The following is a 13,603-nucleotide window of genomic DNA, read 5'->3' as shown; positions in this document are numbered from 1 at the left end:
GCACCCGGTCCGCGCGGCCGGGAGACCGTGTAGTGCCGTTCATCCGCCGTCGGACTCCGTCGGATCCTCCCGGGACCCGGCGGAGTCCGACGGAGATCATGGTGCCGCCGGCCTCCGCTCGCGCCGCCGTCATGGACGATCCGGCGGATGTCGATGATCCGATGCGGTCGTGCGTTCACGAGCTCGTCATGGATTCTCTGCGCGGGGCTGTGTGGGGCACCGATTCCGGGGCATGACAGAGCGTGTGCCCTTTACGAGAAGGGGCAGCAGGGATGAGATCGACGACCTCCTCTGCCCGTATCTGGACGTTTTTGAGCGGTTACGGGGTGTGACCCGGGCCACGCAGATTGGGCGTAACGCTCTACGGAACTGTGCGATGACCTAAGAGGTGACAGCCGAGGAGGGAATACGGACGCCGGTCACGGCGCTGTTCAACTTCCCGGCCCCCGCCCGCGCCGTCGGCCCATCCCCAAGCCGGCGGTCGGCTCCTGTCCGTCATGGAAGGGGCCGGAAGCCGTTTTCCAACGTTCCGAGAGGTTGTTCGTGTCGGCCAGCACATCCCGTACGCTCCCGCCGGAGATCGCCGAGTCCGTCTCTGTCATGGCTCTTATTGAGCGGGGAAAGGCTGAGGGGCAGATCGCCGGCGACGATGTGCGTCGGGCCTTCGAAGCTGACCAGATTCCGGCCACTCAGTGGAAGAACGTACTGCGCAGCCTCAACCAGATCCTCGAGGAAGAGGGTGTGACGCTGATGGTCAGTGCCGCAGAGCCCAAGCGCACCCGCAAGAGCGTCGCAGCGAAGAGTCCGGCCAAGCGCACCGCCACCAAGACCGTCGCGGCGAAGACGGGGGCCGCCAAGAAGGCGCCCGCCCCCGCCCCGGCAGCCGAGGCTGTGCCCCCGCTCGTGGCCGACGACCCGGCTGAGGACGCGCCCGCCAAGAAGACCGCTGTCAAGAAGACGACCGCCAAGAAGGCGGTCGCCAAGAAGGCCGTCGCCAAGAAGGCGGCTCCGGCCAAGAAGACGACCGGTGGCAAGAAGGACGACGCCGAACTGGTCGAAGAGGAAGTCCTTGAAGAGGCCCCTGTCAAGGGCGGCGACGAGCCCGAGGGCACCGAGAACGCCGGCTTCGTGCTCTCTGACGAGGACGAGGACGATGCGCCCGCCCAGCAGGTCGCCGCGGCCGGTGCCACCGCCGACCCGGTCAAGGACTACCTGAAGCAGATCGGCAAGGTCCCGCTGCTCAACGCCGAGCAGGAGGTCGAGCTCGCCAAGCGCATCGAGGCCGGCCTCTTCGCCGAGGACAAGCTGGCCAACGCCGACAAGCTCGCCCCCAAGCTCAAGCGTGAGCTGGAGATCATTGCCGAGGACGGCCGCCGCGCCAAGAACCACCTTCTGGAGGCCAACCTCCGTCTGGTGGTCTCGCTGGCCAAGCGCTACACCGGCCGCGGCATGCTCTTCCTGGACCTCATCCAGGAGGGCAACCTCGGTCTGATCCGTGCGGTCGAGAAGTTCGACTACACCAAGGGCTACAAGTTCTCCACGTACGCCACCTGGTGGATCCGTCAGGCGATCACCCGCGCCATGGCCGACCAGGCCCGCACCATCCGTATCCCGGTGCACATGGTCGAGGTCATCAACAAGCTCGCACGTGTTCAGCGCCAGATGCTGCAGGACCTGGGCCGCGAGCCCACCCCGGAGGAGCTGGCCAAGGAACTCGACATGACCCCCGAGAAGGTCATCGAGGTCCAGAAGTACGGCCGTGAGCCCATCTCCCTGCACACCCCGCTGGGTGAGGACGGCGACAGCGAGTTCGGCGACCTCATCGAGGACTCCGAGGCTGTCGTCCCTGCGGACGCAGTCAGCTTCACGCTTCTCCAGGAGCAGCTGCACTCCGTGCTCGACACCCTTTCCGAGCGCGAGGCGGGCGTCGTCTCCATGCGCTTCGGTCTCACCGACGGTCAGCCGAAGACCCTCGACGAGATCGGCAAGGTGTACGGGGTCACCCGCGAGCGCATCCGCCAGATCGAGTCCAAGACGATGTCGAAGCTGCGTCACCCGTCGCGCTCCCAGGTGCTGCGCGACTACCTCGACTAGTCCTTGGCCGTAGCCGTTGAGGGGCCGGTTCCGTGGGAACCGGCCCCTTGCGTGTGCGTGATGCGGGGAACTGGATCACTGTGGGTGTTCTATGATCATCTGACAGTGAGGAGAGCCCATGCGTCGCCACCTCGCCCGATCGCTGGCCGTCGGAGCGGCAGCAGCCTTGATACCGCTGGCTTCTCCCGCTCCCGCGACGGCGGACAACGTCGTCATCGGAGGCTTCCCGGTCGACATCTCACATAGTCCTTGGACCGTCGCCCTCTCCAGCCGTGACCGGTTCGGAGGTACGCGTGCGGGACAGTTCTGCGGAGGAGTCGCGGTAAGCCGTTCCACGGTCGTGACCGCGGCTCACTGCATGAGTACGACCGTCCTGGGGGCACCACCAGGGCAGGTACGGGACCTCAAGGTCATCGCGGGGCGCACGGACCTGCTGTCCAGCCAGGGCTCGGAAATCCCGGTGACCGCGACTCGGGTCAATCCGGCATACAACAGCTACACGAATGCCGGTGACTTCGCCGTACTCACGCTCGCCTCCCCACTACCCGCGACTTCGGTCATCCCCATGGCGGCAGCCGGAGACCCGGCCTATGCACCGGGTACGGCGGCGACCGTGTACGGCTGGGGCGACGCCACCGGGGACGCCGACTATGCGCGCAGTCTGCGAGGGGCGAACCTGCAGGTTCTCCCGGACACGACGTGCGAGCAGGCGTATCCCGGCGGTCTGGACGGGAAGTACCTGCGTGCTTCGATGCTCTGTGCCGGCCAGCCCCAGGGCGGGCGCGACGCCTGCCAGGGGGACAGCGGGGGACCGCTGGTCGCCCAGGGTCGCCTGATCGGTCTGGTGTCCTGGGGAAGCGGCTGCGGGCAGCCGGGGAGCCCCGGGGTCTACACCCGGGTCTCGGAGGTCGTCAGCACGCTGAACGCCGGCCACTGAGGACGGCGGTCCGCGCGCCGGGAGCCCGGCGCTCGTGTGCTCACTGCCCCTGGGGGCAGTCGGCAGCGATGGCCGGGCGAGGAGCGGCTGAGCACGATGACCGGGCGGGCGTCCTGAGGGCGCCGCCCGGGGAGTGCGGTACGAGTACGGGCGGCCACTCCCTGTGAGGGGAGGGGCCGCCCGTTCACCGGCCTCGGCGCCGGTGTCGGCTCGTCGCGCGAGGTGTCAGCGTTCCTCGTCGGGTCCGCTCGTCGGAACGGTCAGCCGTTCCGTCTCGTCCTGTATCTCAGCGGCGATCTTCTTGAGTTCCGGCTCGAACTTGCGGCCGTGGTGGGCGCAGAAGAGCAGTTCTCCGCCGCTCAGGAGGACGACGCGCAGGTACGCCTGGGCGCCGCAACGGTCGCAGCGGTCCGCGGCCGTCAGCGGGCTCGTGGGGGTCAGAACAGTAGTCACGTCGCCTCTTCTCTAGCTCGACGAGCTGTCGTACCAGGGTCAACATCCAACCAGGCCGAAAACGTTCCCGCTCGCGGCTTCACCTCGAAAGATTCTTTCCAAGACGGTTGTCTGCTGCCGGTTGGCGGCGAATGTGCCGTATTACGTCTCTTGTGTCGTACGGGTTCGCGCTTTTTATCGGTTGTCCGCCCTCCCGGCCGGGTTGCCGGTTGTGGATGAGGACGTGCCCCGAGGCTAAATGGTTCATGCCTCGAAGGGAACGTGATATGTACTTCACCTCCTCGAGGGGATCGAACGCTCGTGCGACTCTGGACTAGTCTGAGTTCATGACGAGGGTGGCGTTACAACGGCCCTACCAGGCCTCGGTACCCTCGGACCGGCAACCGAAGCCGGCCCGCACCCCAAAGGGCCCCACCAGTAATTCAGCGAGGAGCGAACCGCGTGACCGCCGACACGTCCGTGCCGTCCACAGCGCTGCTGACAGGAGCAGGGGACGGCTCCAACTACACCGCGCGGCACCTCCTCGTCCTCGAAGGCCTGGAAGCCGTCCGCAAGCGCCCTGGCATGTACATCGGCTCGACCGACAGCCGGGGCCTGATGCACTGCCTCTGGGAGATCATCGACAACTCCGTCGACGAGGCCCTGGGCGGCTACTGCGATCACATCGAGGTGATCCTGCACGACGACGGCTCGGTGGAGGTCCGGGACAACGGCCGCGGTATCCCGGTCGACGTGGAGCCCAAGACCCGACTGTCCGGTGTCGAGGTCGTGATGACCAAGCTGCACGCCGGCGGCAAGTTCGGCGGTGGCTCGTACGCGGCGTCCGGTGGTCTGCACGGCGTCGGCGCCTCCGTGGTGAACGCGCTCTCCGCACGCCTGGACGTCGAGGTCGACCGCAATGGGCACACGCACGCGATCAGCTTCCGCCGCGGCGTCCCCGGTGCCTTCGCGAGTGACGGCCCCGACGCGAAGTTCGAGGCGACGAGCGGTCTGCGCAAGACCAAGAAGCTCCCCAAGACCCGTACCGGCACGCGTGTGCGCTACTGGGCCGACCGCCAGATCTTCCTCAAGGACGCCAAGCTCTCCCTGGAGACGCTGCACCAGCGCGCCCGCCAGACCGCGTTCCTGGTACCGGGCCTCACCATCGTCGTCCGTGACGAGTACGGGCTCGGTGAGGGCGGGAGCAAGGGCGAGGAGTCCTTCCGCTTCGACGGCGGCATCAGCGAGTTCTGCGAGTACCTGGCGAGCGACAAGCCGGTGTGCGACGTCCTCCGCTTCTCCGGACAGGGCACGTTCAAGGAGACGGTCCCCGTCCTGGACGACCACGGGCAGATGACGCCCACCGAGGTCACCCGGGAGCTGGGCGTCGACGTCGCGATGCGCTGGGGGACCGGCTACGACACGACGCTCAGGTCGTTCGTCAACATCATCGCCACCCCCAAGGGCGGTACCCATGTCGCGGGCTTCGAGCAGGCCGTCACCAGGACGATGAACGAGGTGCTGCGCGCCAAGAAGATGCTGCGCGTCGCCGAGGACGACGTCGCCAAGGACGACGCCCTCGAGGGGCTCACCGTGGTCGTCACCGTGCGCCTGGCCGAGCCGCAGTTCGAGGGCCAGACCAAGGAGGTCCTCGGCACCTCGGCGGCCCGCCGCATCGTGGGCACCGTGATCGCCAAGGAGCTCAAGGCCTTCCTGACCTCCACGAAGCGTGACGCCGCCCAGCAGGCCCGCGTCGTCCTGGAGAAGGTCGTCGCCGCGGCCCGGACGCGCATCGCGGCCCGCCAGCACAAGGACGCGCAGCGCCGGAAGACGGCTCTTGAGTCCTCCTCGCTGCCCGCCAAGCTCGCCGACTGCCGCAGCGACGACGTCGACCGCAGCGAGCTGTTCATCGTGGAGGGCGACTCCGCGCTCGGCACGGCGAAGCTCGCCCGGAACTCCGAGTTCCAGGCGCTGCTCCCGATCCGCGGCAAGATCCTCAACGTCCAGAAGTCGTCCGTCACGGACATGCTGAAGAACGCCGAGTGCGGCGCGATCATCCAGGTCATAGGGGCCGGATCGGGCCGGACCTTCGACATCGACGCGGCCCGCTACGGCAAGATCATCATGATGACCGACGCCGATGTGGACGGTTCCCACATCCGCACCCTGCTGCTGACTCTCTTCCACCGCTACATGCGGCCCATGGTCGAGGCGGGCCGGGTGTTCGCCGCGGTGCCGCCGCTGCACCGGGTCGAGATCATCCAGCCGAAGAAGGGCCAGGACAAGTACGTCTACACGTACTCGGATCGCGAGCTGCGCGACAAACTCCTGGAATTCCAGAGCAAGGGCATCCGGTACAAGGACTCCATCCAGCGCTACAAGGGCCTCGGTGAGATGGACGCCGACCAGCTGGCCGAGACCACGATGGACCCGCGCCACCGCACCCTGCGCCGGATCAACCTCTCCGACCTCGAGGGTGCCGAGCAGGTGTTCGACCTGCTGATGGGCAACGACGTGGCGCCGCGCAAGGAGTTCATCTCCAGCTCCGCGGCGACGCTGGACCGGTCGCGCATCGACGCGTAGACGGTGTGCCGGGCGGCCGCCCCGCCGCCCGGCACACCGGGGTGGTGTCCGCCGTGTTCGTGCGCGGCGTCCGTCGGCTGAGCCCGCGCTGGGGCGCCGGTTGCCGGGCGCTGTCCGTCGGTTTGTGGGCCTGCCCCGGCCACGTGTCACAGCGGAGCCCAGTGTGAGGGCCGGTGTCACCGCCTGCCCGCAGGGATTCTCCACCCCCGGGTGGAGACGGAGAGCGTCGCGGTTTCCACCCGTGATCCACCCAGGCTCCGATCAGCCGACCTGCGCTTTTCCGTAGCGTCGAAGGCGTCGACAGCACTCGCCGTCGACATCTCCCCTTCCGCACACGGAGGCTGCGATGTCCGGGCTCGTCAACGCGTTGGTGATCGTGGCCGTGGCCGCCCTGGTGATCGTCCGCCAGTTCCGCGCGCGCCGGATCGACACCGAGCGGCGCTGGTGGCTCGTGCCCGTGATTCTGACCGTCCTGGCGCTGCGCGAGCCCGGCGTACTCGATGCTCAGCACCGTGCGGAGTCGGCCCTGCTGCTCGGCACCGAGGTGCTCGTGGGCCTCGCCATCGGGGCAGGCTGGGCCTGGACCAGCCGTATATGGGTGGGGGCGGACGGTGCCGTGTGGAGCACGAGCACCAAGGCGAGCGCGGCCGTCTGGATCGCGGGCATCGCCCTGCGGGTAGGCCTCTTCGCGTTCGGGGCGTACCTGGGCGTCCACCAGGAGAGCTCCACGCTGCTGCTCGGCCTCGCCGGCACCCTGCTGGTTCGCTCCGGGATCCTGGTCTGGCGTGCGCAGTCCCTCACTCCCGCGGCCAGTCCGGCCACGGCGTACGGTGACGGCGCATTCAGGCGCGCAGGGAAGGAGCGTGTGTGACGGAGAACCTGTGGACGAGCTGGCCCTCCCGGGAAGCACTGTCCCGTGCGGGAGTCTCCGCGGCCCGGCGCATGCTCGGCCGGGCCGGCCGGCTCTTCGCCCTCGGAATGCTCCTCTGGACGACCTTCGCGAGCAGCGGCCTGCCCGCGTGGGGCAACGTCGCGGCGGCGGCCGGGGTGGTGCTGTGCGGGTTGCTGGTCTGGGCCTTCTTCCGGACCACCTTCCGCAATCGGCTGCCCTCCTCGGTCGCCCTGATCTCCCTGCTCCTCGGACTGGCGCTGGTCGCCTACACCACTGGTCTGCGTGTCCCGGCCCTTGTGCTCTGGTGCGGGTGCGCCGTCTGCTCCATGGAGCGGCTGCCCCTGGCCGCAGCGCTCCCCGTCGCCGCCACAGGACTGGGGGCCTATGCCGCGGTCACCAATGACGGCCGGCTGACCACCGTGGTCACCGCGGTCGGTATCGCCCTGGCCGGGTATGTGCTGCGCCTGGACGCCGAAGCACGTGGCAGCGCCTTGCGGCTGCTCGCTCAGGAACGGGCGGCGCGTGCGGCCGAGGCTGAGTCGGCGGCCCTGGCGGAGCGGACCAGGATCGCACGGGAGATCCACGACGTGCTGGCGCACAGCCTCTCGGCACAGCTCGTGCATCTGGAGGCGGCCAGGCTGCTGATAGAGAGGGAAGGCGACCGGGACAAGATCCTCGAACGGGTCGTGGCGGCCCGGGGCATGGCCAGGGAGGGACTCGCCGAGACCCGGCAGGCGCTCTCCGCACTGCGCGGCGAGATGTCCCCTGTGGAGGAGTTCCTCAGTGAGCTCGTCGCCACGGAGGACGGAGCGGACGTCACCATCTCGGGTGAGCGCAGGCCACTGACCGCCGAGACTTCGCAGGCCGTCCGCAGGGTCGCGCAGGAGGCCATGACGAACGTCCGCAAGCATGCACCGGGCGCCAGAGTGCACATACGGCTGGAGTTCGACGAGCACCAAGTGATGTTGAACGTCCGCGACTCGGGCGGATCGCCGGGCGAATTGACCGGGTCGGGGGCCGGGTACGGTCTGCTGGGCATGCGCGAGCGTGCCGAGTTGCTCGGCGGCTCGTTGGAGGCGGGGCCGGGCGAGGAAGGATTCGTGGTGACGTTGAAGGTACCCGTATGACGGAGGAGGAGGGCGGCAAGCCGGCCCGGGTCGTGGTGGCGGACGACCAGACGGTGGTGCGCGAGGGCATCGTGATGCTGCTCGGGCTGCTCCCCGGTATCGAGGTAGTCGGCGCCGCTGGGGACGGGGAGGACGCGGTCCGGCTCGTCGCCGACCTGACCCCGGACGTGGTGCTGATGGACCTGCGCATGCCGCGCTGCGACGGCGTGGAGGCGACACGGCGCATCCGTGCCGAGCACCCCGGCACCCAGGTCGTCGTGCTCACCACCTTCGCGGACGACGAGTCGCTGTTCCCTGCGCTCAGGGCGGGTGCGCGCGGCTATCTCACCAAGGACGCGGGTGGCGACGAGATCGTCCGGGCCGTGCGGAGTGTCCTGTCCGGGGGCGCAGGCCTCTCGCCGAGCATCCAGCGACGGCTGCTGGAGCGGTTGTCGGAGCCGGAGCGGGAGCCGGCCCCGGTCGCTGAGGCACCGGACGGGCTCACCGTGCGGGAGACGGAGGTGCTCGTACTGATCGCCGAGGGGCTGACCAACCAGGAGATCGCGCGCCGGCTGCATGTCTCCACGGCCACCGTGAAGACCCACATCAACAATCTCTTCGCCAAGGCAGGGCTCAAAGACCGTGCTCGGGCGGTCCGTTACGCGTACGCAAAAGGCCTGGTGCGACCGCCCTCGCAGTGAGGTCACCTGATGGGGTGAAGAGCCCCGAGAAGAAGAGTCGGGGGTCTTCCCGGCCTGTCCATCCTTGGGCATGAAGTCAAGCAATGGTCGTCCCTTCGGGGACAAGGGCGGTCCCGACAGTCCGGTCGAGCAGCAGGGAGGCAGAGACCCGGCCCCAGCAGCGGCGGAGGCGGCTGGACGCCTGAGGCACGACGACCCCTGGTACGACGCGCTCGCCTCCGGCTGGGGCGAACTGGACGGCACCGGTGCTCCCGCTCCTGCGGTACCGCCCGCGCGCGCCGGTGAAGCCACCGCCCGAGTGGGCGACGTCTATCTGGAGGTACAGCGCAGCGCGGCGTTCCAGGAGGTGCGCAGCAGGTATCGGAGATTCGTGGTTCCAGGGTTCGTGGTCTTCTTCGCCTGGTACGTGGGCTATGTGGTGACCGCGCAGACCGCCCCCACTCTGATGGCACGGCCGGTCGCGGGAGCCGTGAACGTGGCGATGCCGGCGGGGCTGGGGCAGTTCCTGACGACGTTTCTGCTCACCTGGGCGTACGCGCGGGACGCCCGGTTGCGCAGGGATCGTGCAGCGCTCGACCTGCGCTGGAACACCCAGGAGCTGACCCGGGGAGCCAAGGGCGGCGAGTGGTGAGCGGACACCATCAGGCGCTGGCTCTGGTGCTGTTCAGCGTGTTCGTCGCGATCACGCTGGCGATCACCACATGGGTGAGCCGCAACCGGCGTGGGTCGGCGGAGGAGTTCTATACGGGCGGTCGGTTGTTCTCTCCGATGGAGAATGGTTTTGCCATCGCGGGCGATTACATGTCGGCGGCTTCCTTCCTGGGTGTCACCGGGCTGATCGCGCTGTTCGGCTACGACGGACTGCTGTATGTCGTGGGTTTTCTGGTCGCCTGGCTCGTGGTGCTGTTCTTCGTCGCCGAACTGGTCGGCAATTGCGGGCGGTTCACGCTGGCGGACGTCGTCGCGGCGCGGATGCGCGAGCGGCCGGTGCGGATCGCGGCGGGGACGTCCGCGGTGACCGTGTCCGTGCTGTACCTGGTGGCACAGATGGTGGGAGCCGGCAGCCTCGTCGCGTTGCTGTTCGGAGGCACGAGTGCGGCGGCGCGAGCGTGGACGGTGATCGTCGTCGGCGCCCTCATGGTGATCTATGTGTCGCTGGGCGGGATGCGGGCCACCACCTGGATCCAGATCGTCAAGGCCGTGCTGCTGCTCGGCGGTACGGTCGCGCTGACCGTCCTCGTCCTGATGCGTTTCCACGGGAACGTCGACGCGTTGCTGCGGACGGCGGCGGAGCGCAGCGGGCACGGCGAGGCGTTCCTCGCGCCTGGCCTGAAGTACGGCGGCAGCTGGAACGCGCGGATCGACTTCATCAGCCTGGGCCTGGCGCTGATCCTGGGTACGGCCGGACTGCCGCACATCCTGTCCCGCTTCTACACCGTGCCGACCGCTCGCGCGGCGCGTCGCTCGGTCGTCTGGTCGGTCGGGCTCATCGGAGGCTTCTACCTGATGACGATCGTGCTGGGCTTCGGCGCAGCCGCCGTCGTCGGACCGGACACCGTCAGAACGTCGAACTCGGCCGGGAACACGGCGGTCCCGCTACTGGCGCTGAAGCTGGGCGGCGGAGCCGAATCGGCGGGCGGAACGGTCTTGTTCGCCGTGGTCGCCGCGATCGCCTTCGCCACGATCCTCGCGGTCGTCGCCGGTATCACCCTCGCCTCCTCGGCCGCCGTCGCGCACGATCTGTACGCGTCACTGCGGAGCCGTCGCGCCAAGCCGCGCAGCGAAGTGCGCGTGGCCCGGGTCGCCGCGGTCGGCATCGGTGCGGTCGCGATCGGGCTCGGGCTGCTGGCTCGCGACCTGAACGTGGCCTTCCTGGTGGGGCTTGCCTTCGCGGTCTCCGCGTCCGCGAACCTGCCGGTGCTGATGTACTCGCTGTTCTGGCGCAGCTTCACCACACGTGGCGCGGTCTGGTCGGTCTACGGAGGCCTGCTGCCCGCACTGGGCCTGGTGCTGCTGTCCCCGGTCGTCTCGGGCAGCCCCGAATCCCTGTTCCCGGCCGTCGACTTCCAGTACTTCCCGTTGCAGAACCCGGGCATCGTCTCCATCCCGCTCGGTTTCCTCGCGGGCTGGCTCGGCACGGTCACGTCGCCGGAACCGGCGGACGCGGCCAAACACGCCGAGACGGAGGTGCGGTCGCTGACGGGGGCAGGAGCGGCGTGACGCCCGGCGAAGCCGGATTCCGGACGGGCCCCGCGACGGGCGGTAACCGATGCCGCGACGGGGCCCGGACCCGGCCGACCACGATTCCTACGGCGCCACCCACGCGTACCGGTGCTCGGGCCGTCCGGTGTCCCCGTACTTCAACGAGAGCCGCAGCCGGCCGGCCTGCTCCAGGTGACGCAGATAGCGCTGGGCGGTGGAGCGGCTGAGCCCCGTTCTGGCAGCCACCTCGTGGGCCGAGAGCGGCTGGTCGGCCCGGTGCAGCACATCGCAGATGAGGTCCGTGGTCGGCTCCGAGTGACCGCTGGGCAGGCCGGGGGACGAGGACGCCGGAGCGGTCCGCAGGGCGCCGAAGATGCGGTCGACCTGCTCCTGACCTGCCACGCCTCGGCCGCCGACACGGTCGACGGTGCGACGCAGGGCGGCGTAGGAGTCGAGGCGGGTTCGCAGCGCCGTGAAGGTGAACGGTTTGACCAGGTAGTGCAGGGCGCCCAGCCGCATGGCGGCCTGCACGGTGGCCACATCACCGGCTGCGGTGATCATGATGACATCCGTCCCGTGGCCGTGTTCGCGCATCCGGTGGACCAGTTCGAGGCCGGTCTGGTCGGGCAGATAGTGGTCGAGCAGGACCAGGTCGATCGGGGCGCGTTCGACCGCCGCGAGCGCCTGGGCAGCGCTGTGCGCGCGGGCGGCGACCCGGAATCCGGGAACCTTTCCCACGTACTTGGCGTTGATCTCGGCGACACGGAAGTCGTCGTCCACGACCAGGACGTCAATCATCGGGCCTCTCTCCCTCAAGGCCAGGCGAGCGTTAAGCCCGTGTTTCGGCTCCGCTGTTGTAGCGCGAGCAAAATGAGCACAACAGACCCTTGCAAGCAGAAGTCGGGGTTGCGCCCACAAGACTCCTGCCGTGGCCCGCACCACATCTACGGTCCCGGGTCATGAGCACAGACAGCAGCCCCGCCATCGAGCTACGGGGCGCGAGCAAAACCTTCCGGACCCCGTCGGGGGGTCTGCACACGGCCGTAAAGGGTCTGGATCTGACCGTCGGACGCGGCGAGTTCGTTGCCGTGGTCGGACCGACCGGCTGTGGCAAGTCCACGACCCTGACCCTGGTCAGCGGCCTGGAGGAGCCCACCGAGGGTGAGGTTCTGGTGGCCGGCGAGCCGGTCGCGGGAGTCGGGGACAAGGTCGGCTTCGTCTTCCAGCAGGACGCCACGTTCCCCTGGCGCACGGTTCTGTCCAACGTCATGGCAGGACCGCGTTTCCGCGGTGTGCCCAAGGCGGAGGCGAAGCAGAAGGCGCGTGAGTGGCTGGCCCGGGTCGGCCTCGCGGCGTTCGAGGACCGCTACCCGCACCAGCTCTCGGGCGGCCAGCGCAAGCGTGTCGCCCTCGCCGCCACCTTCGTCAACGACCCCGAGATCCTGCTGATGGACGAGCCCTTCTCGGCGCTCGACGTGCAGACCAGGGCGCTGATGTCGGACGAGCTGCTGGAGCTGTGGGAGGGCACGGGCGCCTCGGTCGTCTTCGTCACCCACGACCTGGAGGAGTCGATCGCGCTGGCCGACAAGGTCGTGGTGATGACCGCCGGGCCCGCGACCGTGAAGCAGGTCTTCGACATCGATCTGCCCCGGCCGCGCAAGGTCGAATCGGTGCGCCTGGAGCCGCAGTTCATCGAGATCTACCGCGAGATCTGGGAGTCCCTCGGCGAAGAGGTCCGCATCACGCGTGAGAGGGGTGCCGCCCATGTCGCCTGAGGTGATCTCCGCGTCGGCCTCCGTCGACACCTCCAAGCGGCCCGACCGCGCCGTCTCCCGCGCGCGTGCCGCGCGCAGGCGCAAGGTCGTCGTCCTGCTCGCCCGCGTGGCGCTCCTGGTCGCCGTGCTCGGTCTGTGGGAGGCGCTGTCACGGGCCGAGGTCATCGACCCGTTCAACTTCTCGATGCCGTCGAAGATCTGGGACCAGATCTACACCTGGTTCACCCACGGCACGGCGCTCGGCTCGCTCGGCGAGCAGATCTGGGTGACCCTCCAGGAGGCGCTGCTCGGCTGGGTCATCGGTGTGGTGGCCGGTGTGGTCTTCGGTATCGCGCTGGGGCGGGTCGCCTTCCTGGCCGATGTCCTCGGCCCGTACATCAAGGTGCTCAACTCCATACCGAGGATCGTCCTCGCCCCGATCTTCGTGATCTGGTTCGGGCTCGGCCCGTCCTCCAAGGTGGCCTCGGCCGTCGTCCTGGTCTTCTTCCCGGTCTTCTTCAACGCCTTCCAGGGCGCCCGCGAGGTCGACCGCAATCTGGTCTCCAACGCGCGGATCCTGGGTGCCAGCGACCGGCGGGTGACTCTTCAGGTCGTCATTCCGTCGGCCACCTCGTGGATCTTCACCAGCCTGCACGTCAGCTTCGGCTTCGCCCTCATCGGTGCCATCGTCGGTGAGTACATCGGGGCCACCAAGGGCGTCGGCCTGCTCGTCGCCCAGTCACAGGGCACGTTCAACGCGGCCGGTGTGTACGCCGCGATGGCCATCCTCGCCGTCGTCGCGCTCGTGGCCGAAGGGCTGCTCACCTTCGCGGAGCGCCGCATCTTCCGCTGGAAGCCGTCGGACTCCGATCGCTGACTCTTCCCCAAGGCCCGCGCGGTCC

General features: G+C 68.8%; 12 protein-coding genes. 10 read left to right on the top strand and 2 right to left on the bottom strand.

Annotated elements, in window-relative coordinates:
- Nucleotides 1-543 precede the first annotated feature (543 nt).
- A complete protein-coding gene (locus tag ABZ904_RS03530; RefSeq protein WP_359394513.1) occupies nucleotides 544-2,094 on the top strand; it encodes an RNA polymerase sigma factor in 1,551 nt (516 codons plus the stop codon).
- Nucleotides 2,095-2,212: 118 nt separating this feature from the next.
- On the top strand, nucleotides 2,213-3,031 hold the full coding sequence (locus tag ABZ904_RS03525) for a serine protease (RefSeq protein ID WP_359394515.1): 819 nt from the start codon (nucleotides 2,213-2,215) through the stop codon (nucleotides 3,029-3,031).
- 225 nt (nucleotides 3,032-3,256) lie between these two features.
- Here ABZ904_RS03525 and ABZ904_RS03520 read toward each other — a convergent pair whose 3' ends face one another.
- A complete protein-coding gene (locus tag ABZ904_RS03520; protein ID WP_359394518.1) occupies nucleotides 3,257-3,484 on the bottom strand; it encodes a hypothetical protein in 228 nt (75 codons plus the stop codon).
- 441 nt (nucleotides 3,485-3,925) lie between these two features.
- Here ABZ904_RS03520 and ABZ904_RS03515 point away from each other — a divergent pair, with 441 nt between their 5' ends.
- The 6 genes from ABZ904_RS03515 (at nucleotide 3,926) to ABZ904_RS03490 (ending at nucleotide 10,965) form a co-directional block, all read left to right on the top strand.
- Nucleotides 3,926-6,046, top strand: coding sequence for a DNA topoisomerase IV subunit B (locus ABZ904_RS03515; protein WP_359394521.1), 2,121 nt, complete (start codon nucleotides 3,926-3,928; stop codon nucleotides 6,044-6,046).
- A gap of 346 nt (nucleotides 6,047-6,392) precedes the next feature.
- Complete coding sequence (locus ABZ904_RS03510; protein ID WP_359394524.1) at nucleotides 6,393-6,917, top strand: DUF1453 domain-containing protein; 525 nt, start codon at nucleotides 6,393-6,395, stop codon at nucleotides 6,915-6,917.
- Complete coding sequence (locus ABZ904_RS03505; RefSeq protein WP_361820894.1) at nucleotides 6,914-8,065, top strand: histidine kinase; 1,152 nt, start codon at nucleotides 6,914-6,916, stop codon at nucleotides 8,063-8,065. The genes ABZ904_RS03510 and ABZ904_RS03505 overlap by 4 nt, the downstream gene beginning before the upstream one ends.
- On the top strand, nucleotides 8,062-8,745 hold the full coding sequence (locus tag ABZ904_RS03500) for a response regulator transcription factor (protein WP_360989663.1): 684 nt from the start codon (nucleotides 8,062-8,064) through the stop codon (nucleotides 8,743-8,745). The genes ABZ904_RS03505 and ABZ904_RS03500 overlap by 4 nt, the downstream gene beginning before the upstream one ends.
- A 70-nt stretch (nucleotides 8,746-8,815) precedes the next feature.
- Nucleotides 8,816-9,376 (top strand): DUF485 domain-containing protein, encoded by a 561-nt coding sequence (locus ABZ904_RS03495; protein ID WP_361820892.1) that lies wholly within the window; start codon nucleotides 8,816-8,818, stop codon nucleotides 9,374-9,376.
- A complete protein-coding gene (locus ABZ904_RS03490) occupies nucleotides 9,373-10,965 on the top strand; it encodes a cation acetate symporter (RefSeq protein ID WP_361820889.1) in 1,593 nt (530 codons plus the stop codon). Before ABZ904_RS03495 ends, ABZ904_RS03490 begins: the two co-directional genes overlap by 4 nt.
- Nucleotides 10,966-11,052: 87 nt before the next feature.
- Here the strand turns inward: ABZ904_RS03490 and ABZ904_RS03485 are convergent, their stop codons facing one another.
- The gene (locus ABZ904_RS03485) at nucleotides 11,053-11,745 is read right to left on the bottom strand and encodes a response regulator (RefSeq protein WP_359394535.1); all 693 of its coding nucleotides are present in this window, start codon (nucleotides 11,743-11,745) and stop codon (nucleotides 11,053-11,055) included.
- A gap of 161 nt (nucleotides 11,746-11,906) precedes the next feature.
- On the opposite strand from ABZ904_RS03485, the gene ABZ904_RS03480 reads away from it, so the two are divergent.
- Together ABZ904_RS03480 and ABZ904_RS03475 are read left to right on the top strand one after the other, a co-directional pair.
- Nucleotides 11,907-12,722 (top strand): ABC transporter ATP-binding protein, encoded by an 816-nt coding sequence (locus tag ABZ904_RS03480; RefSeq protein WP_359394538.1) that lies wholly within the window; start codon nucleotides 11,907-11,909, stop codon nucleotides 12,720-12,722.
- Nucleotides 12,712-13,578, top strand: a complete 867-nt coding sequence (locus tag ABZ904_RS03475) for an ABC transporter permease (RefSeq protein ID WP_359394540.1) — start codon at nucleotides 12,712-12,714, stop codon at nucleotides 13,576-13,578. The genes ABZ904_RS03480 and ABZ904_RS03475 overlap by 11 nt, the downstream gene beginning before the upstream one ends.
- Nucleotides 13,579-13,603 lie beyond the last annotated feature (25 nt).

Source organism: Streptomyces sp. NPDC046900, from assembly GCF_040644975.1.
GTDB lineage: Bacteria > Actinomycetota > Actinomycetes > Streptomycetales > Streptomycetaceae > Streptomyces.
This window is presented reverse-complemented; position numbering and strand designations above follow the sequence as displayed.